Genomic DNA, 22899 nt, shown 5'->3' on the forward strand with positions numbered 1-22899 from the left:
TCAAGGCGGCGTCGCGGTCCAGGCCTGCCCGGCGGCGGCCTTGTCGTATCCGTACTGGTAGAGCGCGCGCATATAGGCGGTGTCGAAACCCTGCGTTTCCGGCGCCGGATAGTCGCGCTCGATGTAGGACAGATGGAAACCCAGCCGGTTGCGCCGGGCGAAGTCATAGGTCGAGAGGATGACGGAGCGCGTCTGCGCCTGCGTGATCGCGGAAATGCTGCGGGAGGCGACGTCGATCGTCGAGTTCGACACCAGCTCGAAGTTGCCCTCGAGCTTCTTGTTGACGAGGATGTAGATGTTCATGCGGCCATTGGCGGGCCAGCCGCGCTCGCGGAACAGCAGCGCGTCCGGCAGCGTCAGCACCGGCGCGGTCACGCCGCCGTCGACATGCATCTCCTGGAAGCGGCGGCCCTGGCCCTCGGCGTCGATCATGATCGGCGGAAACACCAGCGGGATGCTGGCGGAGGCGGCCATCACGTCGCGAAACAGCTGCAGCGCCTCGGGCGTTCCGACCGCGGCGATCCGTCCCATGTCCCAGATCACCGTGCGCTGGGTGTCGAGATCTGTGGTGACGATCAGGAGCTTTCGGCCCTTGGCGTTTTCGCGCGCCACCTCGCTCAGGATGTCCGGCCCGACGTAGCGCGCCACCAGTTCGCGCAGCCGCTTGTTGCCGAACAGGCCGGAGCCGAACAGCACCCGCATCAGGCTCGGATCCTGCAGCAGGCTTTCCGCGATGCCCGAGGTGTAGACCTCCTTCAGCGTGTCGTCGTAGCGCGGGCCAAGGAAGGCAAAGGGCGCAATCAGTCCGCCGGTGCTGACGCCGGAAACAACCGAAAAGGCCGGGCGGTTGCCGGCCGCAGTCCATCCGTTGAGGACGCCCACGCCATAGGCCCCGTCGGCGCCGCCGCCGGAGAGCGCGAGGTAGGTCTTGATCGGGGCGAGGTCGCTCTTCTCGAGCTTGAATTTTGACGCCGGCTCGTCGGCATAGCGGCGCAGCCCGTCGAGGTCGAGCACCCGCGCATTGGCGGCATCGGCGGCCGTGTAGGGCATCCGCGGCAGCGAGCTGCAGGCCGCCAGCGCCAAGGCGAGGCCGCACAGCAGGACCGCTTGCCGGATCGTGCGGGCGGCCGTCATCCGAGGGCCGGCGCCGCGGGCCGGGCGCTAGGGGGTGAGACCATCTCTGCCAGTCACGTTCGCGGATTGACGTCGCTGCGGAAGCCGGTTGCCATATTGTCGTCATAAAACGACACTGTTTCGTTTTGTTTAGCGGGGCGGACGATGCAAGGCAAGCGTCCGGCCGGTTGCCCGTGTTCACGAAGTCGCGCGAGGGCCGTTATCCGACGGGTTGATCGGGCACCGGCGACACGCAATAAGCAGCCGCATGAATCTTCCCAACCATTTCGAGCTGTTGGCAACCGACGGCGCCGCCCGCACCGGGCGCCTGACCACGCCGCACGGCCTCGTGCGGACGCCCGCCTTCATGCCGGTCGGCACCGCGGGCGCGATGAAGGGCATGCATTGGCGCGAGGTGCGCGATGCCGGCGCCGACATCGTGCTCGGCAACACCTATCACTTGATGCTGCGGCCCGGCGCCGAGCGCATTGCCGGGCTTGGCGGCCTGCAGCGCTTCACCGGCTGGGGCGGCCCGATGTTGACGGATTCCGGCGGCTTCCAGGTGATGTCGCTGTCGGAGCTGCGCAAGGTGACCGAGAAGGCCGTGACCTTCCGCTCGCATATCGACGGCACCAAGGTCGAGCTGTCGCCGGAGCGCTCGATCGAGGTGCAGCGGCTGCTCGGCTCCGACATCGCCATGCAGATGGACGAGTGCGTCCGGCTGCCGGCCGAGCGCGCCGACATCGAGCGCGCGATGCAGCTGTCGCTGCGCTGGGCCGAGCGCTCCAAGCGCGCCTTCGAGGCGGCGCCGGACGGCTACATGCTGTTCGGCATCGTGCAGGGCGGCGACGTCCCGGATCTGCGGCACGTCAGCGCGCGCGGGCTGACCGACATCGGCTTTCACGGTTATGCGATCGGAGGCCTCGCGGTCGGCGAGCCGCAGGCGGTGATGCTGGCGATGATCGAGGAGACCGCGCCGGCGCTCCCGGTCGATCGGCCGCGTTATCTGATGGGCGTCGGCACGCCGGAGGACATCCTCGAGGCGGTGGCGCGCGGCGTCGACATGTTCGACTGTGTGATGCCGACACGGAACGGACGCCACGGCATGGCGTTCACCCGCTTCGGCCAGATCAACCTGCGCAACGCCCGGCACGTCGACGACCCGCGTCCGCTCGACGACGAGAGTCCGTGGCCGGCGGCGAATGGCTATTCGCGCGCCTATCTGCATCACTTGGTGCGATCGGGCGAAACACTTGGGGCAATGTTGCTGTCCGAAATCAACGTCGCCTATTACCAGCAGCTGATGCAGGGCATCCGTGATGCGGTGGCGAACGGCGCGTTCGAGGACTTCAGAACGAAAACGCGCGCCGGTTGGGCGCGCGGTGACATCGCTCCAAGGTGAGCTGTGTGATCAGTTGCACACGATCGGTTTCACCGCGTGCTTGGTCACGAACCCGTAACCGCAGTTGTCGCAGGTCCAGAGATAGCTGATCAGATTGTCGAAGAGGTACGCGGAGGCTTCCGCCGCCACCATGGAGTCAGCACACACCGGACAGGTCGGCAAATCGCAGCCGCGCGGATCGGGCCTGGACGCTGTGGTCGACAGAACTTCAGCGAGAGCTGGCATGTGACCTCCTTTGCGTTCTGAGCTGCACCTGACGAAAGTATATAAACGCATTTGTTTGACCATGTCGCAACACAAATGCGTAGGTTTTACGTTATTTGCGTAGGTTCTTTTTTTGCGATGCAACGAATTCGCGCCACGGCGGTTTCTCACTTGCACGTCATGATGCGCTGCTTCTAATGAGACAAGACCGCATATTTCCAGCACATCCCGCTACAGGAGCCGCTTGATGGACGCGCCGTCGACAACGAGTGCAGTGCAACCCGGACGCGGCCGCGTCTTTGACTCCATCGTCGATGCGATCGGCTCTACGCCGACCGTGCGGCTGCGCAGATTGCCGCAGGCGGCTGGCATCAACGCGACGATCCTCGCCAAGCTGGAATACTTCAATCCGGCGGCCAGCGTGAAAGACCGCATCGGCGCGGCGATGATCGTGGCGATGGAGAAGGCCGGCATCATCAATGCCGACACCGTGCTGATCGAGCCGACCTCGGGCAACACCGGGATTGCGCTTGCCTATGTCGCGGCCTCGCGCGGCTATCGGCTCAAGCTCGTCATGCCGGAATCGATGTCGATCGAGCGGCGGCGGATGCTGGCCTTTCTCGGCGCGGAGATTGTGCTGACGCCGGCCGCGCAGGGCATGAAGGGCTCGATCGCGACCGCGGAAGAATTGGTGCGCACGACGCCCAACGCTGTCATGCCGCAGCAGTTTAAGAACCTCGCCAATCCCGAGATCCATCGCCGCACCACCGCCGAGGAGATCTGGAACGACACCGGCGGCAACATCGATTACTTCGTCGCCGGCGTCGGCACCGGCGGCACCATCACGGGCGTTGGCCAGGTGCTGAAGCCGCGCAAGCCGTCATTGCGCGTCGTCGCGGTGGAGCCGGAAGAGAGCCCGGTGCTGTCGGGCGGCCAGCACACGCCGCACAAGATCCAGGGCATCGGCGCAGGCTTCATCCCTGACATCCTCGACCGCTCCGTGATCGACGAGATCGTCAAGGTCAACAGCGCGACCGCGATCGAGACCGCGCGCGAGCTGGCGCGCAACGAAGGCATCCCCGGCGGTATCTCGTCGGGCGCCGCGATCGCAGCCGCCTTGCAGATCGGCAAGCGGCCGGAAGCGGCCGGCAAAACCATTCTGGCGATTGTGCCGTCATTCTCGGAGCGCTATCTCTCCACGGTACTGTTTGAAGGAATCTGAGACACAGGAATCCAACATATGGCCGACCAGCCGAGGCGACCGCGAACCCTGAGCGATGCCCGCAGCGAAGCCGAGGCGGCGTTCAAGCGCGCCACCACCAAGGTCGCGGACGCGGTGCCAAAGACCGTCGCTGTCCCCGGCGTCCGCGAGCCAGTCACGCTGCGGATCGATCAGGACGTGCTGGAGTATTTCCAGGCGGGCGGCCCCGGGTGGCAGGACCGCATCAACGCGGCGCTGCGCAAGGCCGCCGGAAAGTAACGCGCTTTCGAAACCAGGAGGCCCGGGATGATCCCCGGGCCTTTGGCTGGCAGGGCGCGGCGGCGCTACGCGCGCACGGCGCGGGCGTCACCTTGCGCGCGCCGGCTTCCTTGCGGTTGGTTTCAGGTTCATGAGGTTGCCCGCCAGGATCATGGCCGCGCCCAGCACCGTGTAGACATCGAGCCTTTCGGCATAGATCAGCCAGCCGGCGATCGCCGTCAGCGGCACGCGGACGAAATCCATCGGGATCACGACAGTCGCGTCGGCGTGGAGCAGGGCGCGCGCCATGCAATAGTGCGAGAAGGTGCCGCAGAACGCGATCACGACGAGCCAGCCCCAGGTCGAGAGCGGCGGCCAGGTCCAGACGTAGAGGGCAGGCCCGATGCTCGCGAGCGATTGCACCACCAGCATCCAGAACATGATCGTCAGCGTCTGCTCGGTCCGCGTCAGCGACTTGACCACGGCGACCGAGATGCCGAAGCCGACCGCCGCGGCAAGCGCGATCAGCTGGCCCGGATTGATCGCGCCGGCCGCCGGCCGCACGATCACGAATACGCCGACAAGGCCAAGCACGATCGCGACGATCTTCCACGCCGTCATCCGCTCGCCGAGAAAGCTCGCCGCAAGGATCGCGGTCCAGATCGGCATCGTGAACTCGATCGCAACCACCTGGCCGATCGGGATCAATGTCAGCGCAAAGAACCAGCCAAGCTGCGCGCAAAAATGGATCAGGTTGCGCGCGATATGGACGTGCACCCGTGCGGTCTTCACGATCGCAAACCCGCCGTTCATGTGGATCAGCGGATAGAGCATCGCGAAGCCGAGCACGCCGCGAACGGCCATCAGCTGGAAGACATTGACCTCGCGCGTCGCCTCGCGGCCGGCCACCGCCACGATCAGCATCAGCGCGAGCCAGCCGGACATCCACAATGCTGCGCGGGTCTTTGAGGGCGTGCGATCCATGACGGGGAACGAGCGGAGGAGGGGTGCCCGGTATCGGCGAGCTGCCATGAATTTGCAACGCGCAATTCTGCCTGCGCGGTGATGCGTCACCCACGTGATCTCTGCTAAGCAGCATCGACTACGCTGTCATCCCGGGGCGCACGTGAAACGGGCGAACCCGGGATCTCGAGATTCCGGGTCTGGCTCTGCGAGCCATCCCGGAATGACGAACGCCATAAAGGAGGATCTGCTCATGCGTGTTTTGCAACCGGCCGAATGGTCGAAACCCCGCGGCTTCTCGCACGGTGTCGCGTTCGACGCGCCCGGCAAGTGGATCGTGCTGGCGGGGCAGACCGGCGGCGACGAGAAGGGCGACTACGCCCCCGACATGGCCGCCCAGGTCGGCACCGCGCTGAAGCGCATCATCAAACTGTTGAACGAAGCCGGTGCCGGCCCCGAGCACATTGTCCGCCTGACCTGGTACCTGACCAGTCGCAGCGAATATGAGGCCGCGGGCGCCGGTATCGGCGCGGCGTGGAAGGAGACGCTCGGGCGTAATTTCCCGCCGTCGACGCTGCTCTATATCGGCGGGCTGGTCGATCAGCGCGCCAAGGTCGAGATCGAGGTCACGGCATTCGTGCCTGCGGCATAGCACCGCTGGGGAGTAAACAAAAAGCCCTCGGGGATGACCCGAGGGCTTTGCACGTTGGAGCGCGGATCGATTACTTCGACAGCACGATGCTGGCGCCGCGGAACTGGCTGTCGGCCCTGATCGTGACCGCCTGCTTGTTGCCGGTGGTGCGCATCGAGATGTCGGCATTGAAGCCGGGAGCGCTGGCAACGACCTGGAAGTTGCCGCCGCCGCCGCGACCCTGCAACGAGCCGCTGACATTGCGGCTGGACTCGCTCCAATTGCCGCTGACCGCGCTGCCTTCGGCCTGCACATCGGCCGCCAGGTTGAACTTGTAGGCGTCGCTGGCGCAGGTGAGGCTCATGGTCATGCGGGGCCCACCGACGTGATAAGTGGCGCGGCAGCGGATGCGCTCGCTGGAGCCGTCATCCAGCATGACCGAGCCGGCGCCCGACCAGGTGCCTGCCATGCCGGCGAACGGGCCGGACTGGGCATGGCCCGTGGTGCTTGCGAGTGCTGTCACGAAAAACGCGGCGGCTGCAAATGCTGGCCGCCGCGCGATGGCGAAGAAACTTGATAGGCTGGTGATCTTACTGACGGGACGCTTCCCATCGGCCGCTGCACGGTACGCCAGCTGATGCCCCATTCCACTTCCCCGATCCGGAGTTGCCACTGAGTTGTCCGTTCGCATATGCACCATTGATCGAGACTCGCACAAGTCCCCCGCTGCCGACGGTGCCGGAGATCGCCGCGCCCTGGGCCGAGATCTTTCCTTCAGCGACGGTCACGGTCGAGCTCTGCGACGGTTCGCAACTGCCGGTCTTGGTGACGACGGTGACGTTCCAAAGGCCGTCATAAGGCTGCTGAGCGGAGACGGGAGCAGCGGTGAGGGCGGCGGCCGAAGCGACCGTAGTGACCAAAATCAGGTCGCGAATGCGGATCGAACGCATGAATCAAATCCCTGTAATTTCGTGTGATGACGCGGCTTATCCTGTCACAATGTGTTCAAAATTTGCTGCGTCGCGGGGTCCCCAAATGTTCCTGTGAACTCAAACACATCATAGTGAATTCGGTTCCGGATCAGGAACGGAAAATCCGAGCGTGGCTTTTCCGAACGAGGTATTTATATACTCTAGCTCGGATTAGTGTTTGCCAGGGCTCAGATTCGGCGCCTTGGTCGCAAACTGCTCATCCTGGACCTTGGCCGGCAGCGCGCCGTTGACCTTGCCATAGTCGATGACCTGGGCGAGCAGACGCAAACCGAGCGGCGCCAGCGCGCGCTCCCACAGCTCGCGGGCGGTCTCGCCTTTCTTGACGAACACCCAGTCCTGCGCGGCGATCGCGCCGGCGTCCATGCGGTCGGCGAGGTGATAGATGCTGCCGCCGGCGATCGGATCGCCTTCCTTGATGGTCCATTCCACCGCCGCGATGCCGCGGTGGCGCGGCAGCAGTGACGGGTGGTATCCGATGCCGCCGAGCCTGGACGCGGCAAGCGCCTCCCTGCTGACCCGGGCGTGGCTGTGGGCGGTCACGATCAGGTCGGTATCCGGCGCAATCTCGGCGGCCGTCACCAGCTTGGGATCGGCCTGGACAACGACCTCGATGCCGGCCGCCCTGGCCGCTGCCGCCAGCCGGTCCTCACCGTCATGCACGACCACCCTGACCAGCGTGACGTGGTGTTCGCGCAGCATGTTCAGGGTCGTCACGCCGAAATGGCGGGAACCGACGAGGGTAATGCGCATGGGGATCTATTCCGTGGGGTTTATTCGGGGATTGCTCGGGCCGCGGCTATGCCGATAGCACACCGCGGCCGCCTGTTTCGCTGTCTTGCCGCTTATCAACAGGACGGCCGGGTGGCAAATGTCAGGCCGCCGGCTGCTTGCTGGCCAAAACCTTGTCGATGCGCCGGCCGTCGAGGTCGACGATCTCGAATTCCCAGCCCTGCGCGGCGGTTTTCGCGCCGACATCGGGGATCGCGCCGAATTCATGCAGCAGGAAGCCGGCCGCGGTCTGGTACGGCCGCGGCGATGGCAGCGCGATGCCGAGCAGTTCGCTGAATTCCAGCGCCGGCATCCAGCCCGAGATCAGATAGGAGCCGTCGGCGCGCCGGACATAGGCGGGCTCGGCCGGGCCTTCCTCGGTGTGGAAGGCGCCGACGATGGCCTCGAGGATGTCGGCGCTGGTCACGACGCCCTGGAAGGTGCCGTACTCGTCGTGGACGAGGCCGATATGCACTCTGGAGTCGCGCAGGATCGCGACCACGTCGCGGGCGTCGACGGTCTCCGGAATGATCGGCGCATCGCGCGTCAGCGCGCGGATGTCGGGTGTCTGGCCCGCGAGGTAGACGTCGAGCACGTCCTTGGCCTGCACGATGCCCAGCGCATGATCGCGGTTGCCGTCGAACACCACGCAGCGCGAGTGACTGCTCTTTTGCAGCGTCGCCAGGATCTCGGCCGCGGGGGCGGCAAGGTCGATCAGGCTGACCTCGTGGCGCGGTGTCATCACCGCGCCGACCGGAAGATCGCCGAGCCGCATCACGCCGGCGATCATCTCCTTTTCGCCGGGCTCGAGCACACCGGCGTTCTCGGCCTCCACCACCAACGTCTTGATCTCGTCCTCGCTGATGCGGTCCTGTGCATCCTCGCGATGGCCGAGCACCCACAGCAGCAGCTTGCCGGAACGGTCGAGCAGCCACACTAGCGGCAGCGACAGCCGCGCCATCATGGTCATGGCCGGAGCGACCTTGACCGCGATCGACTCGGGATCGCGCAATGCGATCTGCTTCGGCACCAGCTCGCCGACGATCAGCGAGGCATAGGTGATCACGCCGACGACGAGGCCGACGCCGGCCGCGTCGGCGATGCCTGCGGACACCCCGAGCTCAAGCAACCATTGGGTCAGACGCTGACCAAGCGTTGCGCCCGAGAAGGCGCCCGACAGCACGCCGATCAGCGTGATGCCGATCTGCACCGTGGAGAGGAACTTGCCGGGATCGGAGGCCAGTGCAAGTGCGCGGCGCGAACCGCTGACGCCTCGTTCGACCAGCGCCGCAAGGCGCGCCGGACGGGAGGAGACGATCGCGAGCTCCGACATCGACAACAGACCGTTGACGACGATCAAGACCGCCACGATCGCAAGTTCCAGATATAACACGGGAGTCCCTAAACATTGGCGGCATTGGCCGCTACACGACGCCCAATATAGGCATACCGGAGCGGTTTTGCTGTGCCTTGTCGGGCGTCCCTGCACAAGCAGAGGGTGCGTATGGCCAGCATGCAGCAGGAGATCGCGGCATTTTGGCGCGCTGGCATGTGTGACAGCCAGACAAACGCTGAGGCGCGATGAGATTGGGTTGAATCGTCATCGCGCTTCAGCCCATTGTTTGAGCATGATCTCCGCGCAAACGCCCTGCGTTTGTCGCGAGGGAAAGCCGCTTCGCACGTTTCCGGATCGTGCTCTAGGCGAGGATCCGCAGCGCCGGCTTGGCGAACGTCCTGCCCGATGAGGCGGGCTGCACCAGCATTCGTTTGGAGGCGGCCTGCAGTTGCACGCGCAAATCGGCGTTGCATTGCTTCATCTGGTTGCGCAATTCGCGGCGAGAGAAGGCGGTGAGCGAGGGGTCCGCGAGTTGCTGCCAGGCCCTGCGCAGCCATTCCTGCAGTTCGCGAATGTTCTGATCCAGAACCTTCTGATCAAACACGTCGGGCTGGGTCATGCCGCCAAATCCCACGAAGCGATCAGTTGCAAAGTAACGCTGATTCGCGTCGCTTCACCTAGCGCTATGTTGCGCAGGCGTGTTTGCGGCAGGGGAGATCGGCGGCGGCGGGCGCGTTCGTGTCCGCGTCAGCGAGCGTCGCCGGGTCCGGTGCGCAGCAAATCCAGCGCGACCGGCAGCGCGAGGAACAGCGCTGCCAGCATCGAGAGATGACGCGTCTGCGCGGCGGTCAGGCCGAGATCGTATTGGGCGAGATAGGCCAGCATGATCGCGATGTAGGCGGCGACGCAGATTGCGACGGCGATGCTTCCGAAATCGGTCTTGCTGTCGGTCTTATCGTCCACGGCGGCACCACGTCGTTGCCGGAGGGTGTAGCGTGGCTCGGCTTCACCACCTATGAGCTGGATCACGGGCGAGGGGTTGCGCCGTCCAAATGGCTTCGTGCGTCACGACAGGAAAAACTGGCGGAGACAAATGTCGCGACCAGCATTCCGCAGCGACGTGGCTGCGACGCCCTTGAGAATCTCGCGGCGACCTAACCTGCGGGCAGTAGGAGCCTAGCGAGGCAGGCTGCCTTGCGGTTGGCTTCCACCGGGAAGCTTCACCGGAATGTGGGGCGAGGTGCTCACCACGCGGGGACTTCCGTCGGAATGGGTCTGGCCGTTAAGCAATGTCTCGAGCAACAGAATGAATTTCTCGGCAAGCATGGGCGTAGCCCTCGTCGTCTAATGTCCTTATGTCGCGGCGCTCGGCGGAAAATTCGATCAACAAAATGCGAGTCGGACCGGCACCGCGATGTTGCAGCGCGGAGACTTCCCGGTGCAATCCGGGAGACTACCGGCACCCGCGTAGAGCCTGCGCGTGGATGGTTGCCAGGTTGCTAACGATTGCCGGCGCTGCACGTGATGGCGCTCACCGTTCCTTCAAGGATGCACGTTAATGATAGGGGTATGGATCGTGATCAGGACATCGACGAGGGATTCGGATCGGCGCTGCGCCGCAGCTACGGACAGCTGGCCTGGTGGATTGTACGACTTAACCGCGTGCTCGAACCGTCGCGCGCGGCCGAACCACCGCGCACCCAATTGCCGCCGCGGCCGGCCGTTCCGCCACGGCGGCCGCACCCGCCGCGCCCCGAATAGACCCCACCGGAATACCGGCTTCCACTGTATCGGCCGCGCGGCCGGACTGCTATTCATGCGCCATCCGCGGACCCCTTCGGTCCGCCGTTTTTGACGATGCGGCCGCGCGGCCGCGCAAGCGACGAGGGACGAACGCGATGATTGAGACGGTTGGCATTATCGGCGCCGGGACCATGGGCAACGGCATCGCGCAGATCTGCGCGGCGGCAGGCCTCGGCGTGACCATGGTGGATATCTCCGACGCGGCGGTCCAGCGCGGCCTGAAAACGGTCGGGAGCAGTCTCGAGCGGCTGGTCGCCAAGGAGAAGATGACCGCGGCCGACCGCGACGCGACGCTCGGGCGCATCAACGCGACCACCGACAAGGCCAAGCTCGCCGCCTGCGATCTCGTGATCGAAGCCGCGACCGAGAACGAGGAGCTGAAGATCAAGATCCTGAAGGATCTCTGTGCGGGGCTGAAGCCGAGCGCGCTGGTCGCAACCAACACCTCGTCGATCTCGATCACTCGCCTTGCGGCCTCGACTGATCGTCCCGACCGCTTCATCGGGATGCATTTCTTCAATCCGGTGCCGGTGATGGCGCTGCTCGAATTGATCCGGGGCTTGCAGACCTCGGACGACACCGTCGCCAAGGCCGAAGCCTTCGCCAAGCGGGTCGGCAAGGTCGCGATCACGGCGAAGAACAGCCCCGGCTTTGCGGTGAACCGCATCCTCTGCCCGATGATCAACGAGGCGATCTTCGCGCTGCAGGAAGGCATTGCCACCGCCGAGGAGATCGATGCCGGCATGAAACTCGGCTGCAATCATCCGATCGGCCCCCTCGCGCTCGCCGATCTGATCGGGCTCGACACCATGCTGTCGGTGATGGAGGTGTTCTACACCGGCTTCAACGACCCCAAATACCGGCCGGCGCCGCTGCTGAAGGAGATGGTCGATGCCGGCCATCTCGGCCGCAAGACCGGGCAGGGGTTCTACAGCTACAGCAAGTGAGGCCGGCGCGCGCCTGACCCCGTAATCATCCGGGATGGATCGCGCGGACAAGGTCGCGTATCGACAACACCTGATCCGCCACGAGGCGGGGGACATCAGAAACGAGGCCCGGTCTCCTAGGCACACCGGGCCTCGTTTTTTTGTGGGATACCGGGCTCAGTCGGCCGATGCGACCGGCGTGACGCTGGTTTCCTCGGGATCGGCGCCGAACAGGCCGACGAGATACTTGTAGTAGTCCGGCATCTTCTCCTTCAGCGTGGCGCGCGTATAGGGTTCGTGCTCGGAATCCTTGCCGGCCAGGAAGATGCTCGCTGTCACCGCGAAGAACTCCTGCTGGTTCTTCAGTGCGTAGGCGTCCTTGGCGAACAGCTCCTTCGACTTCGCCTGGCTGAGGAAAGCCTTGATGCCCTTGTTCTCATAGCCGTTCGGCAACAGCCGGGCGTGATAGGCATGAAGGAATTCGTGCAGCAGCACCGGCTCCTTCGCGTAGCGCATCATGTTCGGACGCATCCTGATGATGCCGATGCCGGAATCGAGCGCAAGCGCGAGCGGATCCGAATTGGTCCATTGCTGCTTGTCGTGATCCCAGATGGTGACGTCGCGCGTCGTGCCGCGGTCCCATTCCGGTGGCGTCAAGCCATAGCAGGCCGCCGCCGCGCCTTCGTCGAGACACGCCATCTCGCTGGCAACGATCGGCACGCGATGGAAGAACTGCAGCACCTTGGGGCTGAAGCCTGCGGTTTCCACGACGTCGAGCTGGCGGCGGACCATATCGGCGATGCTGGTGACGTCCTTGCGGTCGGCGTTCTCGGAAAGATCGAAGACGTAGCCGCGATATTTCTCGACGCTGGCCGGTGCCGCCTCGGACGACCCCGACGTTCGTGGTCCGGCAACGGCCGGCCCGACCGCAAGTGACAGGATCATTGAAGCAATGAGCGCGCTGCGCATGATTATCCCCCGTGCGACGAGCCTCTCCGGGTGTCGTCGTCCATTGAGCCGCGCGGGAGACTAGGGCAGCCGCCTTGCGGCGCGCTTAAATCGTACATTTCAACCGCGCATCCTCGATTAGGCGTCGGTTAACTACATGCGCTGGGGTGGCCCGGCGGGCAGCGGGCCAGCAGGGTCTGGAGGCCGCGAGGGCCGATGACCGGTCGGCCGGTCCTCACCGTGCCGCGACCGGGCTTTGAACCATCGTCACAGCTTCTTGAGGCGGTGCCCGGAAACCTCGCAGATCTTGCCGGCGTACCTAGATCAGCGGCTGGGTGCCGATTGAGCAAGGAAACACGATCATGCGCAGGACGAATTGGGCAATTCTGGCGTTCGCGGCGCTCGGAACGAGCTGGATTGTCGGTTCCGCGTCGCCTGCGGCGGCCGATCCCTATGAGTATCCCTGGTGCATCCAGGGCCGGCAGGAGGGATATCCCGGCTATTGCGGCTACCAGACCTATCAGCAGTGCCAGGCATCCGCGTCGGGCCGCGACGCCTATTGCGGCATCAATCCGCGCGTTGCCTTCAGCCAGCAGCGGATGGCGCCGCGGGCGTTCCGCTGAGCGGTGCGAGGAGGTCGGGCCAAGCGATCGTCGGGCACGATGGTTGCATAGCTGACGGTCGGATCATTTTTTCTGCGTTGGAGCGAACATGGGCGAGATCATCAGGTTCATCTCGAAGTCCGAACGCGAGCGCGCGCGTCTGATCCGCGAGGCGCGTGCGAACTATGAGCGCATCTTTCCATCGGCCGATCCGGCTGATGCGCAAGGCGCCGCAAACGAAGGCAGCAGCGAGGCGTCGTCGAAGCCGTAGCGCCGGTATTGCGCGCAAGGGGAGGCGGAGCGGCGATGTGGCAGCGTTTGTGGCAGCGGTCATGGCAAACTTGGACGATCGACAAGCCGGCCGCGCTTGGCGATTGGCTGTGGCAGATCCTGGTCGTTGAGCTCGCCGCCTTGCTCGATCGGCTGACGTTACGGAAGCTGATCGCGCTGATCCCGGTTGCCATCGTGATCGGCGCCTATTGGCACCGGATTCCGCTTCCTCCCGAGCTGATGCTGGTTGGCGATGTGCTGGCCTATATCGACATCTTCTCGATGATCTTCCTGATCGGCTTCTTTACCCGCGTTGCGACGGTGGTGGCCGTCGTCAGGCAGGCCATCGATCTCGTCCGCGGCGTGATGCGGCATGTGCCGATGGCGCTGCACAGGTTTGGCGTTCGTCACCGTCGTGCCAAGGACAGTCCGCGCCGCAGGCGGCTCACGCATGCCAAGACAGATGACGATGGCGCCGCCGGCATGGCAGGCCTGGCTTGGGCCTAGTCGGACACGATGTGGTGGTGACGAACGCGATCGCGGCGCCTATCGCGGCTGTCCGGCCTGCTGATCGCCGTCATCCGCCTGGAGCCGGGCCGGGCTGCGCGCGGACGCGCCGTCCTGGCTCCGCCGATGCGAACTGGAGAGGTCGGTCGCGCCGTGCTGGGATCGATGAAACGCGATACCCATCTGGAAACTCCAGACGCCGAACAGCAGTGCGCCTGCCACACAGGCCGCCACGAAAGCCCAATCGCGTTTCCTCATCGGTCCAACAAAGCCAATTCGATACCGCATCAACCGCGCATGTTCCAAAGCTCGCCAAGCGAGACCGCCGCATTGTGAAACGATTGCACGCGCTTGTCGATCCGCGCAGCTCACCCTCGCATCGGTCACGGAGCGGTGATGATCAAATCGTGCGTCCAGAAACACTCCGACCAGATTGCCCGACCCCCGCAACAAACTTGCCAAACTTTCACTAGGTCGCTGGCGCACTGAGTTCGAAAATGCAGGAACCGATCGGACGATTCGCGAATGACCGAACTTGAGGAGCTCAGATATTTCGAGCATCAGTGCCTGGAGATGGCGGAGCAATCCACGCTGCCGGATGCTCGCCGCGCGCTCCAGATCCTGGCGCGCAACTATGCCGCTGCGGCCGAAATCGTCGAGCGGCGCGCGCAATCCGCCAACACCGCGCTCGCGCAGCTGTTTCGATGTTTGAGGCTGTGACCGGTTGAGGGCGCGACAAGGGCGCCGCGTGCGCCGGTCACGACAACCGATCCCGATGGCGCAGATGCGGCTTGCCCTTTAAGCCGCCGGCTTCGGGACGCTTTGGTCCCACGTCGTCGGAATCGAAATGCTTGAACACACCGGGCGACGCTGCCATCAGATTGCGCGGTCTCGGCGGCATGGCGCCGTCGGCAGTCGGAAGGCGAGGTGCTGCGATGTTCTCGCTGACTTTTCTGGGAACGTCGGCAAGCGTGCCGTCTCCCGAGCGCAATCACCCGGGCATCCTCGTCGAGGCAGCCGGCAGTCGTATTCTGGTCGATTGCGGCGAGGGAACGCAGCGCCAGCTGCTGCGGAGTGGCGCCGGCTTTCGACGGCTTGATCGCCTGTTGCTGACCCACGGGCATTTCGATCATGTGCTCGGCATCCCCGGGCTGTTTTCGACCCTCCGGTTGCGGCAAAGCTCGGATGCGATGACGATTCATGCCGGGCCCGGCGCGCTCGATGTCGTCGTCCGCATGCTGGCAGGGCTTTGGAGCGAGGGCAGAGCGCCGATCCCGCTTGATCTGGTGCCGTTGAGCGAGGGGCGAGTCCTCGACGCCGGCGAATTCACCATCGATTGCTTTCCGGTCCGCCACCGGGATACGGACAGCTTCGCTTTCTCCTTTCAGAGCGCGATGCGCCGGCATCTCCTCCCGGACCAGCTCCTCGCGCTGCGCGTGCCCGATGGGCCCGTTCGGCGGGCGCTGGCGGAGGGACGGCAGGTGAAGTTGGACGACGGTCGTACCATCGATCCAGAGCAGGTGCTTGGCCCGGCTGAAGGGCGGAAGAAGCTCGTCATCGTCGGTGATGCCGAAACGACCGATGGTCTGGCTGACCACGTCAGGGACGCCGATGTGCTGGTGATCGAAGCGACGTTTCTCGAGCGTGACGCAGCCATCGCGCGCGACTACGGGCATTTGACCGCCAGCGAAGCCGCCGCGCTTGCGGCGCGGAGCGGGGTCAAGCAGCTCATCCTCACGCACATCTCCGGCCGCTACCCGGACGAGGACATTCTGGCGGAGGCGACGAGGATTTTCCCGAACAGCCGGATAGCCATCGACTTCGACCGCATCGCTGTCTGAGTGCGCGCCGCCGCACGAACAACGTTTCATTAACCCGACTCACGCAACGTCGTCCCAGGCCGTCTGGATGGGCCGCTTGCAGAAGGCCGCCACGAGTGACTACGTGGCGGCCTTTTGCGTGTCACAGTGCCAAGGGAGACCACCGATGGACTACGGCGCCTTCAGCGACGCCAGCCTGAAGATGATGTACGAGGCCGTCCGCGGTGCGCTCAAGGCCGACGACCAATTCGAGGCAGCCGGCGAAGATCCAAGATTCCGCGTCCGCGCAACGCTCGAATGGAAACGGCATGCCGGCAGTCTCGAGGCCGAGATGTTGAAGCGAGGACTCCAGATCGACATCATCGACTGGACAGGCGGTCAAGGCGAGTTGCCGTTGGCTTGATGGCTGAACTCTTGCAGCGTTCCGAATGTTCGCTCCGAATTGCCCGCTGAGCTTCGTGCGCTTTCGGCATCATGCGTTCGCGCTCCCCTTGGTGCGCAGGTGGCCTTCACCGGCGCGGGCGGCTTCCGCTATGCCTTTGAGCTGTTCACTGATCGTTCCTCTGCGGCGACGCGCGGTGGCTCGACTAAATGGCCGGTAGTCAAGGCTGAATTCCGCAACGGCCTAATTTGCTCCACTGATGCGCCGCGGTTTTGCCGCGCCTCGTTCGCTTTGCCCAACTCTGTTCATATACCTTACGAGGTAACACAGATGTCATCTGTTCGCGGTTTGTGTCGTCACCGATCGGGGTATTCGAGCTAGCTCTGCCTACGGCTCGGGTTTCAGGGCGTCAGTCAATGCCTGCTTGATGTGTTCGGCCTGTTCCTTCGTCAGCTTCTCGGCGAAGCGGCCGTCTTTCTTCAACTGCGCTGGCCCCTTGAGCTCTCGATCATAGACCATCCAGTCGGTGCTTCCTCTCCGAACGATAAACCTTGACGGTAGGGGCGCTGCGTATCTCAACGATACCTCCCAATGAATCCAGCTGGTCGTCTCCAAAAGACACATCCGGCGACAGCTTGTTCCTGAACCGGGACACTGAAATTCCCTGCGCCACGTAAAGAGCAAGGCCTATGCCGCAATACACCCGCCGCCGACCGGTCCTGAGAACCGCAGGCGGGCTCGACGTGGGCGATCGCGGGCGTGCCGCCGACCATCGTCTCTATCACTTCCGGCTGGCCTATTCCGGGTTTGAGCACGCCCATGTCGTGCTCGGCGGTGAGAGCTTCATCGCTCTGGCCGAAGGCCTGCAGAATGCCTTGTGGTCACTCGGTGGAGCGCCACGGGAGCATCGCACCGACAGCCTGTCGGCCGCCTTTTGCAATCTCGACCGCGACGCCAAAGACGATCTGACGCGGCGATACGAAGACCTCTGTGCCCATTACGGCATGCGCCCCTCCCGCAACAATCGTGGCATCGCCCACGAGAACGGGGCGATCGAGAGTTCGCATGGCCATCTCAAGCGGGCGGTCGGCGACGCGCTGTTGCTGCGTGGCACCGCCGACTTCGACGATCTCGCTGCCTATCGTGGCTTCATCGATGAGATCGTCAGCCGCCGCAATGCCCGCAACGCCAAGCGGATCGACAGCGAACGTACCGCACTTCAGGATCTGCCGGACCGCCGCACGTCGGACTATGAAGAGGTGATCGTCCACGTGACATCGTCCGGCGGCTTCACCTTGCGCAAGGTGTTCTACACGGTGCCGTCGCGCTTGATCGGCCATCGGCTGCGGGTGCGCCTGTATGACGATCACCTCGACGTGTTTGTCGGCGGCACGCATCTCCTCACCTTGCCGCGCGGGCGGCCGCATCCCAATGGCAAGCACGATCAGGTCGTCGATTATCGGCACGTGATCCATTCCTTGCGGCGCAAGCCGATGGCGCTCCTCAACCTGGTCTACCGCGACCAGCTGTTCCCCCGGGAAGCTTACCGCCGAGCCTTCGACGTCTTGCGCAAACGCTTACCGGACAAGAAGGCCTGCCGGATCATGGTCGATCTCCTCGCACTCGCCCATGAGCGCGGTTGCGAGGCCGAACTCGCCGATCAGCTCACGGCCGACCTGAACGACGGCCGGCTGCCCGACCTCAACCGGCTACGTACTCACTTCGCCCCGGATCCCGCCCAGATGCCGAACGTCGTGGTGCGCCTCGCACCGCTCGCCACCTATGAATGCCTCATCGGTACTGCCGAGATCGGAGGTGCCGCATGAGCACAACCAACGTAGTCGACACCGCGCGCCTCAATCTGTTGCTCAACGAGCTGCGGCTGCCCGCCATCAAGGTGCTGTGGCCGCAATTTGCCGAGCAGTCCGATAAGGAAGGCTGGCCGGCGGCGCGCTTCCTCGCCACCATTGCAGAGCACGAGATCGCTGAACGCAGCCGTCGCCGCATCGAGCGCCATCTCGTCGAGGCGCGGCTGCCCACCGGAAAGACTGCGCTGGCCCCTTGAGCTCTCGATCATAGACCATCCAGTCGGTGCTTCCTCTCCGAACGATAAACCTTGACGGTAGGGGCGCTGCGTATCTCAACGATACCTCCCAATGAATCCAGCTGGTCGTCTCCAAAAGACACATCCGGCGACAGCTTGTTCCTGAACCGGGACACTGAAATTCCCTGCGCCACGTAAAGAGCAAGGCCTATGCCGCAATACACCCGCCGCCGACCGGTCCTGAGAACCGCAGGCGGGCTCGACGTGGGCGACGCCGAGCATGATGACCGCGACAGGGAGAGCAACGAGCCGTTGGCGTCCGAATGCGTCTGATCCGAGCATCGGGGTTGCGGTGACCATTCCGAAAAATTACGCCGCCGGGCCCGAAATGGTTTGTCCCGGCGGCGCCCTGTTCTTCCAGCCTCTGGGCCCTGAAATCCCCAGCGCCGAAAACCTACTAAAGATCACGCCGAACAACTGTGGCTTGGTTCACACAAAATTAAGAAGAAGAACCGGCGCCAGGGGCCGGGCGGCCATGAATAGCACCGGCGCCTGCGGCAGCTGCGCCGAGCACCATGAGGGCTATCGTCATTGCCGCACTACTGTGTGCAACGCATGTGCAAGACGAAACTTTGAAACCGGCTTGGAGGCTGTATTTCTGGCTTCAGTATCTGAATTTGTTTGGTGAGCGCGGAGGGACTCGAACCCTCGACCCCATGATTAAAAGTCACGTGCTCTACCGCCTGAGCTACGCGCTCACTCACCTGAACAGCGGATCCGGACGTCAGCGGGTTAACCCGCATCTCGGGATCGTGCTCCAGCCCGCGCTGTGTAGGGGGCAGGGCCCATCGGGTCAATAGCCGAGGGGCGGTCAATTGTGCACCGCTGCGCCGGATTTGCCGTTCCGGCGCCTGCGGTTAGGGCCGTTTCTTGAAGTCGGCTAGATCCGCCGCTAGTTGTCACGGCGGATTTCCGAGCCGACCGGCTGCGACGGGGCGGCGACCGAGGGCAGGCTGACCGGGCGCAACCCGATCAGTTCCGCGGTGCGGATCGCGCTGTTGCGCCAGAATGCGAACTCGTTGATCCGCGAATTCTCCAGGATCGCGATGGAGACCGCCGCCAGGAATGGCAGGCTCTGCAGCACCAGGACGCCGGCGAAGATGTAGATCTCGCGCACCTGCTTGTAGCCATTGGTGACGACCAGCACGACGGCGCCGATCAGCAGCAACACGCCGATCACGGCTTCCCAGAACGCCTGAAACTCGATCGACATCCGCGACAGGCCGCCCTTGGAGGTGCGGGCGAACGCGAGATGCTCGGTGATCAGGCCCTGCGCCACCGCGCGCGACACCGTCCACTGCACGCTCATCGCCGCGATCATGGCCCCGAGCATCTGCCCGGCCTTGATGTTCACGCGCAGCCGGTAGAGCGCGACGAAATGCACCAGCGAGACGATGAAGGATGCGATGATCGGCAGCGTCAAAATCTTGTCGGGGATCGCGATGTCGGCGAAGGCGACGATCGGCACCCAGATCAGATTGAGGATCGCCACCACGACGCCGAGGCTCTCGGCGCCGAGCCAGTTGAGCCAGCCCAGCGAGAACTCGCGGCGCTGATCGGGCGTCAGCCGGCTGGCGCCAGGCAGGAAGCGCCGCCAATGCTTTTTAACGATCTGGAAGCCGCCATAGGCCCAGCGGTGGCGCTGCTTCTTGAAGGCCTCGTAGGTGTCGGGCAGCAGGCCTTCGCCGTAACGCACATTGGTGTAGTGCGTGAGCCAGCCCTGCTGCTGGATCGAGAGGCCGAGATCGGTGTCCTCGCAGATCGTATCGCTGGACCAGCCACCGGCCTTGTCCATCGCGGCGCGGCGGATCAGGCACATCGTGCCGTGCACGATGATGGCGTTGAACTCGTTGCGCTGGACCATGCCGATGTCGAAGAACCCGGCATATTCTCCGTTCATGATGTAGTGCATCAGCGAGCGGTCGCCGTCGCGATGCTCCTGCGGCGCCTGCACGAGGCCGACGCGCGGATCGGCGAACGGCGGCACGAGATCCTTCAGCCAGTCCGGATGCACGACATAGTCGGCGTCGATGATGCCGATGATCTCGGCATCCGCCGCGGTGCGGTCCATCGCGATGCGCAGCGCGCCGGCCTTGAAGCCCTGCACCTTCTCGGCATTGATGAACTTGAAGCGCTCGCCGAGCAGGCGGCAGTGGTCCTGGATCGGCCGCCAGAAGTCGGGATCGGGCGTGTTGTTGATGATGCAGACGCACTCGAAGTTCGGATAGTCGAGCCGCGACACCGCATCGAGCGTCTGCTTCAGCATCTCGACCGGCTCGAAATAGGCCGGGATGTGGATCGAGACCTTCGGAAACTTCACGTTCTCGCCGATCGTGGCGGGCGCAAGCGGCGCGCTCTTGCCGATCAGCCGGCGCGGGCCTCGGCCGAACGCCACCGCCGCGATCTCCTCGATCCGCGCCATCGCGATTAGGACCAGCGGAACCAGCAGCACCAGGCCGAGGCTGAGCGCGAAGGCCGAACCCCAGACGAAGTAGTGCGTGGTCCAGTACGAGAACACGGTTGCGACCCATGCGCCCACACCGTTGGCCGCGGCCGACAGCAGCAGCGCCTGCATCACGGTCGGCTGGTCCAGCCGCAGGATCGGCAGCGACATGAACAGGCCGACGAGGACAGCGACCAGCGCGATCTTCCAGTAGTTCGGATCGGTGACCGGACCGGTCCAGGCGAACTTCGGCTCGCGGTCGGCATTGAGGATGCCCCAATAGGGTCCGACGCCGCCTTCGAAGAACTTCCACGGCTGATCGATCGCCTCGACGATGTTGTAGTCCATGCCGATGGCTTCGGCGCGGGTGACGAAGTTGCGCAGCACCGTGGCCTGCTGGAACGGGCCGGGAACGGCGCTGCGCAGATTGTAGCCCTGGCTCGGCCAGCCGAATTCGGCGATCAGGATGCGTTTGCCGGGGAAGGAGTCGCGCAACAAATTGTAGCGGTCGACCGCCTGGTCCACCGCCTGCTTGTCGGTGAAGTTTTCCCAATAGGGCAGCACGTGCGCGGCGACGAAGTCGGACGAGTTGGCGAGCTGCGGATGGTCGCGCCAGATGTTCCAGATTTCACCGGTCGTGACGGGAACGTTGACCGACTTCTTGACCCGCTGGATCACCTTGATCAGCCGGTGCACGTTGTTTTCGGCGACTGCCCACTTGATCGCTTCAGCGCGCTTGCTCAAGCCGCTGCTGCCGCTTTCATCCGGCTGCATTTCCGCGTCGTGAAGGCGCTGCGCTTCCTCGCGAAGGATGCGCTCGGACTCCTCGGGCGGCACGCCGATCTCCGGAACCGAGCCAAGGTTTTCCAGCGGCACCTGTTCGCCGCGGAACACGGTTTCGTTGCCGACCACGATGCCGATGACATTGCTGTTGCGCTTGGCCAGGTTGATCGCGGCTTCGATCTCGCGGTTGTTGCGGTTGGCGTCCTTGTCGATCCACGCGCCAACCGTGACCTTCATGCCGAACTCGGCGGCGACCGGCGGCACCAGCTCGTTGCCTTCCGTCGACGAATAGAGGCGGACCGCTTTTGTGAGCGTGGAGAGCTTCTTCAGGTCGGTGCGCACCTTCTCGGTGTCGGCGGCAACGTCAGCGACCGTGTGAGCCGACTCGAACGGGGCGTAGGACAGGCTCGGCAGCGTGCCACGGAAATCGGGCGCCGACTGCTTCTCCTGGAAGAGACCCCACAGGGCGGCGTGGGCGGCGGTGACAAGCAACAGGACGGCGACGACGGCGCGCATCGCGGTTAAACCATACGGGGCCTGAGATTGAGGACTAAGCGAACCCGTCCCCTGGGTTCGACCAATACGATGGCGGAGGGAAAGATATCTCCGCCATCCGATTTAACAACTGGTGTGCCGCGATGGCGTTTTAAGGGCGCAAGCCGTTCCAGCCGCGAAAAAAATCGCGGCCGGACCCGGTCGCCGGATACGGCTATTTCGACGCCGGCGCAGGTGACGCCGACGGGCTCGGTGCAGGCGAGGGCGACGCTGCCGGTGCCGGTGCGGCGGTGCCAGCCGTCGCCGGCGCCGGGGTCGGAGCAGCGGCCGCCGCGGCCTGGGGCTGCGCGCCCGGATTGATCCAGCAGGCGTGGATACGGCCGTCGAGGCTGCCGCGGACCTTGTCGTCGATCTGGGCGCCGAACCGGGTCAGGCAGCGGAACGCCGCCTGGACGTGGCCGCCGGGGCAGCCGAACCGATCGTAGAGGTCGAGATGGCGGAACGCGGTGTCGAGGTCGTCGTTCCACATCAGGCGGACGACGCGGCGGCCGAGCCAGACGCATTCCGGGTTGCCGGCCGGGCCGTTGATCGCCTGCTGGGCCTCGACGAATTCCTCGACCTTGCGCTGGTTGGCCTCCCGCGCCGCATTGGCGTTCGCGTCGGCCTGTCCAGGCTGCTGCTTGGCCTGGTCGGGCGGATTGGGCGTGCCGCTCTGGGCGAAAGCACCGCCGGCCCCGGTCAGGAGCGCAAGGCCTGTGACAACGCCGGTTATGGCAAGGTGGCGCAAAGCAGTGTTCTTCAACTCAAGCAGCCGTCGACGCATGTATTCCCCGATAATGTTCCTGCCCCCGCGGGATCATCCTAACGGCTCGCGTGATGCCGTCCAAATAGGTCTCCAGTGCGGCGGAGACTCTGGCGGAATCCCATGACTGGAATTTGGTATTTTGT

At 64.4% G+C, this 22899-nt stretch carries 26 protein-coding genes, 1 tRNA gene and 2 pseudogenes; 15 read left to right on the forward strand and 14 right to left on the reverse strand.

Annotated elements, in window-relative coordinates:
* Positions 1-1134, reverse strand: coding sequence for a patatin-like phospholipase family protein (locus tag ACVWYP_RS25725; protein ID WP_304495328.1), 1134 nt, complete (start codon positions 1132-1134; stop codon positions 1-3).
* Between the two features lie 247 nt (positions 1135-1381).
* On the opposite strand from ACVWYP_RS25725, the gene tgt reads away from it, so the two are divergent.
* Positions 1382-2515, forward strand: a complete 1134-nt coding sequence (tgt, locus tag ACVWYP_RS25730) for a tRNA guanosine(34) transglycosylase Tgt (protein WP_304495329.1) — start codon at positions 1382-1384, stop codon at positions 2513-2515.
* Between the two features lie 9 nt (positions 2516-2524).
* Here tgt and ACVWYP_RS25735 read toward each other — a convergent pair whose 3' ends face one another.
* Positions 2525-2740 carry a hypothetical protein gene (locus tag ACVWYP_RS25735; protein ID WP_028332087.1) on the reverse strand — a complete coding sequence of 72 codons (216 nt, stop codon included), beginning with the start codon at positions 2738-2740 and terminating at the stop codon, positions 2525-2527.
* A 226-nt stretch (positions 2741-2966) separates the two neighbouring features.
* On the opposite strand from ACVWYP_RS25735, the gene cysK reads away from it, so the two are divergent.
* Together cysK and ACVWYP_RS25745 are read left to right on the forward strand one after the other, a co-directional pair.
* Positions 2967-3941 (forward strand): cysteine synthase A, encoded by a 975-nt coding sequence (gene cysK, locus ACVWYP_RS25740; protein WP_304495330.1) that lies wholly within the window; start codon positions 2967-2969, stop codon positions 3939-3941.
* An 18-nt stretch (positions 3942-3959) separates the two neighbouring features.
* Positions 3960-4199, forward strand: coding sequence for a BrnA antitoxin family protein (locus tag ACVWYP_RS25745; protein WP_028340734.1), 240 nt, complete (start codon positions 3960-3962; stop codon positions 4197-4199).
* Between the two features lie 87 nt (positions 4200-4286).
* Here the strand turns inward: ACVWYP_RS25745 and ACVWYP_RS25750 are convergent, their stop codons facing one another.
* Positions 4287-5162, reverse strand: coding sequence for a DMT family transporter (locus tag ACVWYP_RS25750; RefSeq protein WP_304495331.1), 876 nt, complete (start codon positions 5160-5162; stop codon positions 4287-4289).
* 232 nt (positions 5163-5394) lie between these two features.
* On the opposite strand from ACVWYP_RS25750, the gene ACVWYP_RS25755 reads away from it, so the two are divergent.
* Complete coding sequence (locus ACVWYP_RS25755) at positions 5395-5793, forward strand: RidA family protein (protein ID WP_038387136.1); 399 nt, start codon at positions 5395-5397, stop codon at positions 5791-5793.
* Between the two features lie 70 nt (positions 5794-5863).
* Here ACVWYP_RS25755 and ACVWYP_RS25760 read toward each other — a convergent pair whose 3' ends face one another.
* The 6 genes from ACVWYP_RS25760 to ACVWYP_RS25785 form a co-directional block, all read right to left on the reverse strand.
* A complete protein-coding gene (locus tag ACVWYP_RS25760; RefSeq protein WP_155258496.1) occupies positions 5864-6241 on the reverse strand; it encodes a hypothetical protein in 378 nt (125 codons plus the stop codon).
* A gap of 121 nt (positions 6242-6362) precedes the next feature.
* Positions 6363-6722 (reverse strand): hypothetical protein, encoded by a 360-nt coding sequence (locus ACVWYP_RS25765; protein ID WP_245288714.1) that lies wholly within the window; start codon positions 6720-6722, stop codon positions 6363-6365.
* Between the two features lie 192 nt (positions 6723-6914).
* On the reverse strand, positions 6915-7514 hold the full coding sequence (locus tag ACVWYP_RS25770; protein ID WP_304495333.1) for a formyltransferase family protein: 600 nt from the start codon (positions 7512-7514) through the stop codon (positions 6915-6917).
* A gap of 121 nt (positions 7515-7635) precedes the next feature.
* Positions 7636-8925 carry a hemolysin family protein gene (locus ACVWYP_RS25775; RefSeq protein WP_304495334.1) on the reverse strand — a complete coding sequence of 430 codons (1290 nt, stop codon included), beginning with the start codon at positions 8923-8925 and terminating at the stop codon, positions 7636-7638.
* Between the two features lie 304 nt (positions 8926-9229).
* Entirely contained in the window at positions 9230-9487 is a 258-nt protein-coding gene (locus tag ACVWYP_RS25780) for a hypothetical protein (RefSeq protein ID WP_028340728.1), read from the reverse strand.
* Positions 9488-9615: 128 nt separating this feature from the next.
* Positions 9616-9831, reverse strand: coding sequence for a hypothetical protein (locus ACVWYP_RS25785; protein WP_028340727.1), 216 nt, complete (start codon positions 9829-9831; stop codon positions 9616-9618).
* A 606-nt stretch (positions 9832-10437) separates the two neighbouring features.
* On the opposite strand from ACVWYP_RS25785, the gene ACVWYP_RS25790 reads away from it, so the two are divergent.
* Complete coding sequence (locus tag ACVWYP_RS25790; protein WP_304495335.1) at positions 10438-10629, forward strand: hypothetical protein; 192 nt, start codon at positions 10438-10440, stop codon at positions 10627-10629.
* Positions 10630-10766: 137 nt separating this feature from the next.
* Positions 10767-11618 (forward strand): 3-hydroxybutyryl-CoA dehydrogenase, encoded by an 852-nt coding sequence (locus ACVWYP_RS25795; protein ID WP_304495336.1) that lies wholly within the window; start codon positions 10767-10769, stop codon positions 11616-11618.
* A gap of 156 nt (positions 11619-11774) precedes the next feature.
* On the opposite strand, the gene ACVWYP_RS25800 is transcribed toward ACVWYP_RS25795, so the two are convergent.
* A complete protein-coding gene (locus ACVWYP_RS25800) occupies positions 11775-12566 on the reverse strand; it encodes an anthrax toxin lethal factor-related metalloendopeptidase (RefSeq protein WP_304495337.1) in 792 nt (263 codons plus the stop codon).
* A 341-nt stretch (positions 12567-12907) separates the two neighbouring features.
* Between ACVWYP_RS25800 and ACVWYP_RS25805 the strand changes: the two genes are divergently transcribed.
* From ACVWYP_RS25805 to ACVWYP_RS25830, 6 genes are all read left to right on the forward strand, one after another.
* Positions 12908-13168 carry a DUF3551 domain-containing protein gene (locus tag ACVWYP_RS25805; RefSeq protein WP_028340725.1) on the forward strand — a complete coding sequence of 87 codons (261 nt, stop codon included), beginning with the start codon at positions 12908-12910 and terminating at the stop codon, positions 13166-13168.
* An 88-nt stretch (positions 13169-13256) separates the two neighbouring features.
* Positions 13257-13418: a hypothetical protein gene (locus tag ACVWYP_RS25810; RefSeq protein ID WP_304495338.1), complete on the forward strand. Its 162-nt coding sequence runs from the start codon at positions 13257-13259 to the stop codon at positions 13416-13418.
* A 35-nt stretch (positions 13419-13453) separates the two neighbouring features.
* Entirely contained in the window at positions 13454-13924 is a 471-nt protein-coding gene (locus ACVWYP_RS25815) for a hypothetical protein (protein ID WP_304495339.1), read from the forward strand.
* Between the two features lie 525 nt (positions 13925-14449).
* The gene (locus ACVWYP_RS25820) at positions 14450-14644 is read left to right on the forward strand and encodes a hypothetical protein (protein WP_016846119.1); all 195 of its coding nucleotides are present in this window, start codon (positions 14450-14452) and stop codon (positions 14642-14644) included.
* Positions 14645-14859: 215 nt separating this feature from the next.
* On the forward strand, positions 14860-15765 hold the full coding sequence (locus tag ACVWYP_RS25825) for a ribonuclease Z (protein WP_304495340.1): 906 nt from the start codon (positions 14860-14862) through the stop codon (positions 15763-15765).
* Positions 15766-15841: 76 nt separating this feature from the next.
* Positions 15842-16147: a hypothetical protein gene (locus ACVWYP_RS25830; protein WP_304495341.1), complete on the forward strand. Its 306-nt coding sequence runs from the start codon at positions 15842-15844 to the stop codon at positions 16145-16147.
* Between the two features lie 366 nt (positions 16148-16513).
* Here the strand turns inward: ACVWYP_RS25830 and ACVWYP_RS25835 are convergent, their stop codons facing one another.
* The gene (locus ACVWYP_RS25835; RefSeq protein WP_259243485.1) at positions 16514-16645 is read right to left on the reverse strand and encodes a hypothetical protein; all 132 of its coding nucleotides are present in this window, start codon (positions 16643-16645) and stop codon (positions 16514-16516) included.
* Between the two features lie 209 nt (positions 16646-16854).
* On the opposite strand from ACVWYP_RS25835, the pseudogene ACVWYP_RS25840 reads away from it, so the two are divergent.
* From ACVWYP_RS25840 to ACVWYP_RS25850, 3 genes and pseudogenes are all read left to right on the forward strand, one after another.
* Positions 16855-17952: pseudogene (locus ACVWYP_RS25840) on the forward strand (IS21 family transposase); the annotation flags it as partial.
* A pseudogene (istB, locus tag ACVWYP_RS25845) lies at positions 17949-18176 on the forward strand (IS21-like element ISBj11 family helper ATPase IstB); the annotation flags it as partial. The pseudogenes ACVWYP_RS25840 and istB, both read left to right, overlap by 4 nt.
* Before the next feature lie 274 nt (positions 18177-18450).
* Positions 18451-18858, forward strand: a complete 408-nt coding sequence (locus ACVWYP_RS25850; protein ID WP_304495342.1) for a hypothetical protein — start codon at positions 18451-18453, stop codon at positions 18856-18858.
* Here the strand turns inward: ACVWYP_RS25850 and ACVWYP_RS25855 are convergent.
* The 3 genes from ACVWYP_RS25855 to ACVWYP_RS25865 all read right to left on the reverse strand — a co-directional run bounded on the left by ACVWYP_RS25855 (position 18853) and on the right by ACVWYP_RS25865 (position 22774).
* Positions 18853-18928: transfer RNA gene (locus tag ACVWYP_RS25855), tRNA-Lys, on the reverse strand. The genes ACVWYP_RS25850 and ACVWYP_RS25855 overlap by 6 nt on opposite strands.
* Before the next feature lie 194 nt (positions 18929-19122).
* Positions 19123-21972, reverse strand: a complete 2850-nt coding sequence (locus ACVWYP_RS25860) for a glycosyltransferase (RefSeq protein ID WP_304495349.1) — start codon at positions 21970-21972, stop codon at positions 19123-19125.
* A 193-nt stretch (positions 21973-22165) separates the two neighbouring features.
* Positions 22166-22774, reverse strand: coding sequence for a beta-1-3, beta-1-6-glucan biosynthesis protein (locus ACVWYP_RS25865; protein WP_304495350.1), 609 nt, complete (start codon positions 22772-22774; stop codon positions 22166-22168).
* Positions 22775-22899: the final 125 nt, after the last annotated feature.

Source organism: Bradyrhizobium sp. USDA 3262, assembly GCF_054060035.1.

Bases quoted from the DNA above. Each gene is read 5' to 3' on its own strand.
- ACVWYP_RS25725 (WP_304495328.1), bottom strand. From the start codon at position 1,134: ATGACGGCCGCCCGCACGATCCGGCAAGCGGTCCTGCTGTGCGGCCTC.
- tgt (WP_304495329.1), top strand. From the start codon at position 1,382: ATGAATCTTCCCAACCATTTCGAGCTGTTGGCAACCGACGGCGCCGCC.
- ACVWYP_RS25735 (WP_028332087.1), bottom strand. From the start codon at position 2,740: ATGCCAGCTCTCGCTGAAGTTCTGTCGACCACAGCGTCCAGGCCCGAT.
- cysK (WP_304495330.1), top strand. From the start codon at position 2,967: ATGGACGCGCCGTCGACAACGAGTGCAGTGCAACCCGGACGCGGCCGC.
- ACVWYP_RS25745 (WP_028340734.1), top strand. From the start codon at position 3,960: ATGGCCGACCAGCCGAGGCGACCGCGAACCCTGAGCGATGCCCGCAGC.
- ACVWYP_RS25750 (WP_304495331.1), bottom strand. From the start codon at position 5,162: ATGGATCGCACGCCCTCAAAGACCCGCGCAGCATTGTGGATGTCCGGC.
- ACVWYP_RS25755 (WP_038387136.1), top strand. From the start codon at position 5,395: ATGCGTGTTTTGCAACCGGCCGAATGGTCGAAACCCCGCGGCTTCTCG.
- ACVWYP_RS25760 (WP_155258496.1), bottom strand. From the start codon at position 6,241: ATGGCAGGCACCTGGTCGGGCGCCGGCTCGGTCATGCTGGATGACGGC.
- ACVWYP_RS25765 (WP_245288714.1), bottom strand. From the start codon at position 6,722: ATGCGTTCGATCCGCATTCGCGACCTGATTTTGGTCACTACGGTCGCT.
- ACVWYP_RS25770 (WP_304495333.1), bottom strand. From the start codon at position 7,514: ATGCGCATTACCCTCGTCGGTTCCCGCCATTTCGGCGTGACGACCCTG.
- ACVWYP_RS25780 (WP_028340728.1), bottom strand. From the start codon at position 9,487: ATGACCCAGCCCGACGTGTTTGATCAGAAGGTTCTGGATCAGAACATT.
- ACVWYP_RS25790 (WP_304495335.1), top strand. From the start codon at position 10,438: ATGGATCGTGATCAGGACATCGACGAGGGATTCGGATCGGCGCTGCGC.
- ACVWYP_RS25795 (WP_304495336.1), top strand. From the start codon at position 10,767: ATGATTGAGACGGTTGGCATTATCGGCGCCGGGACCATGGGCAACGGC.
- ACVWYP_RS25800 (WP_304495337.1), bottom strand. From the start codon at position 12,566: ATGCGCAGCGCGCTCATTGCTTCAATGATCCTGTCACTTGCGGTCGGG.
- ACVWYP_RS25805 (WP_028340725.1), top strand. From the start codon at position 12,908: ATGCGCAGGACGAATTGGGCAATTCTGGCGTTCGCGGCGCTCGGAACG.
- ACVWYP_RS25810 (WP_304495338.1), top strand. From the start codon at position 13,257: ATGGGCGAGATCATCAGGTTCATCTCGAAGTCCGAACGCGAGCGCGCG.
- ACVWYP_RS25815 (WP_304495339.1), top strand. From the start codon at position 13,454: ATGTGGCAGCGTTTGTGGCAGCGGTCATGGCAAACTTGGACGATCGAC.
- ACVWYP_RS25820 (WP_016846119.1), top strand. From the start codon at position 14,450: ATGACCGAACTTGAGGAGCTCAGATATTTCGAGCATCAGTGCCTGGAG.
- ACVWYP_RS25825 (WP_304495340.1), top strand. From the start codon at position 14,860: ATGTTCTCGCTGACTTTTCTGGGAACGTCGGCAAGCGTGCCGTCTCCC.
- ACVWYP_RS25835 (WP_259243485.1), bottom strand. From the start codon at position 16,645: ATGGTCTATGATCGAGAGCTCAAGGGGCCAGCGCAGTTGAAGAAAGAC.
- ACVWYP_RS25850 (WP_304495342.1), top strand. From the start codon at position 18,451: ATGATGACCGCGACAGGGAGAGCAACGAGCCGTTGGCGTCCGAATGCG.
- ACVWYP_RS25860 (WP_304495349.1), bottom strand. From the start codon at position 21,972: ATGCGCGCCGTCGTCGCCGTCCTGTTGCTTGTCACCGCCGCCCACGCC.
- ACVWYP_RS25865 (WP_304495350.1), bottom strand. From the start codon at position 22,774: ATGCGTCGACGGCTGCTTGAGTTGAAGAACACTGCTTTGCGCCACCTT.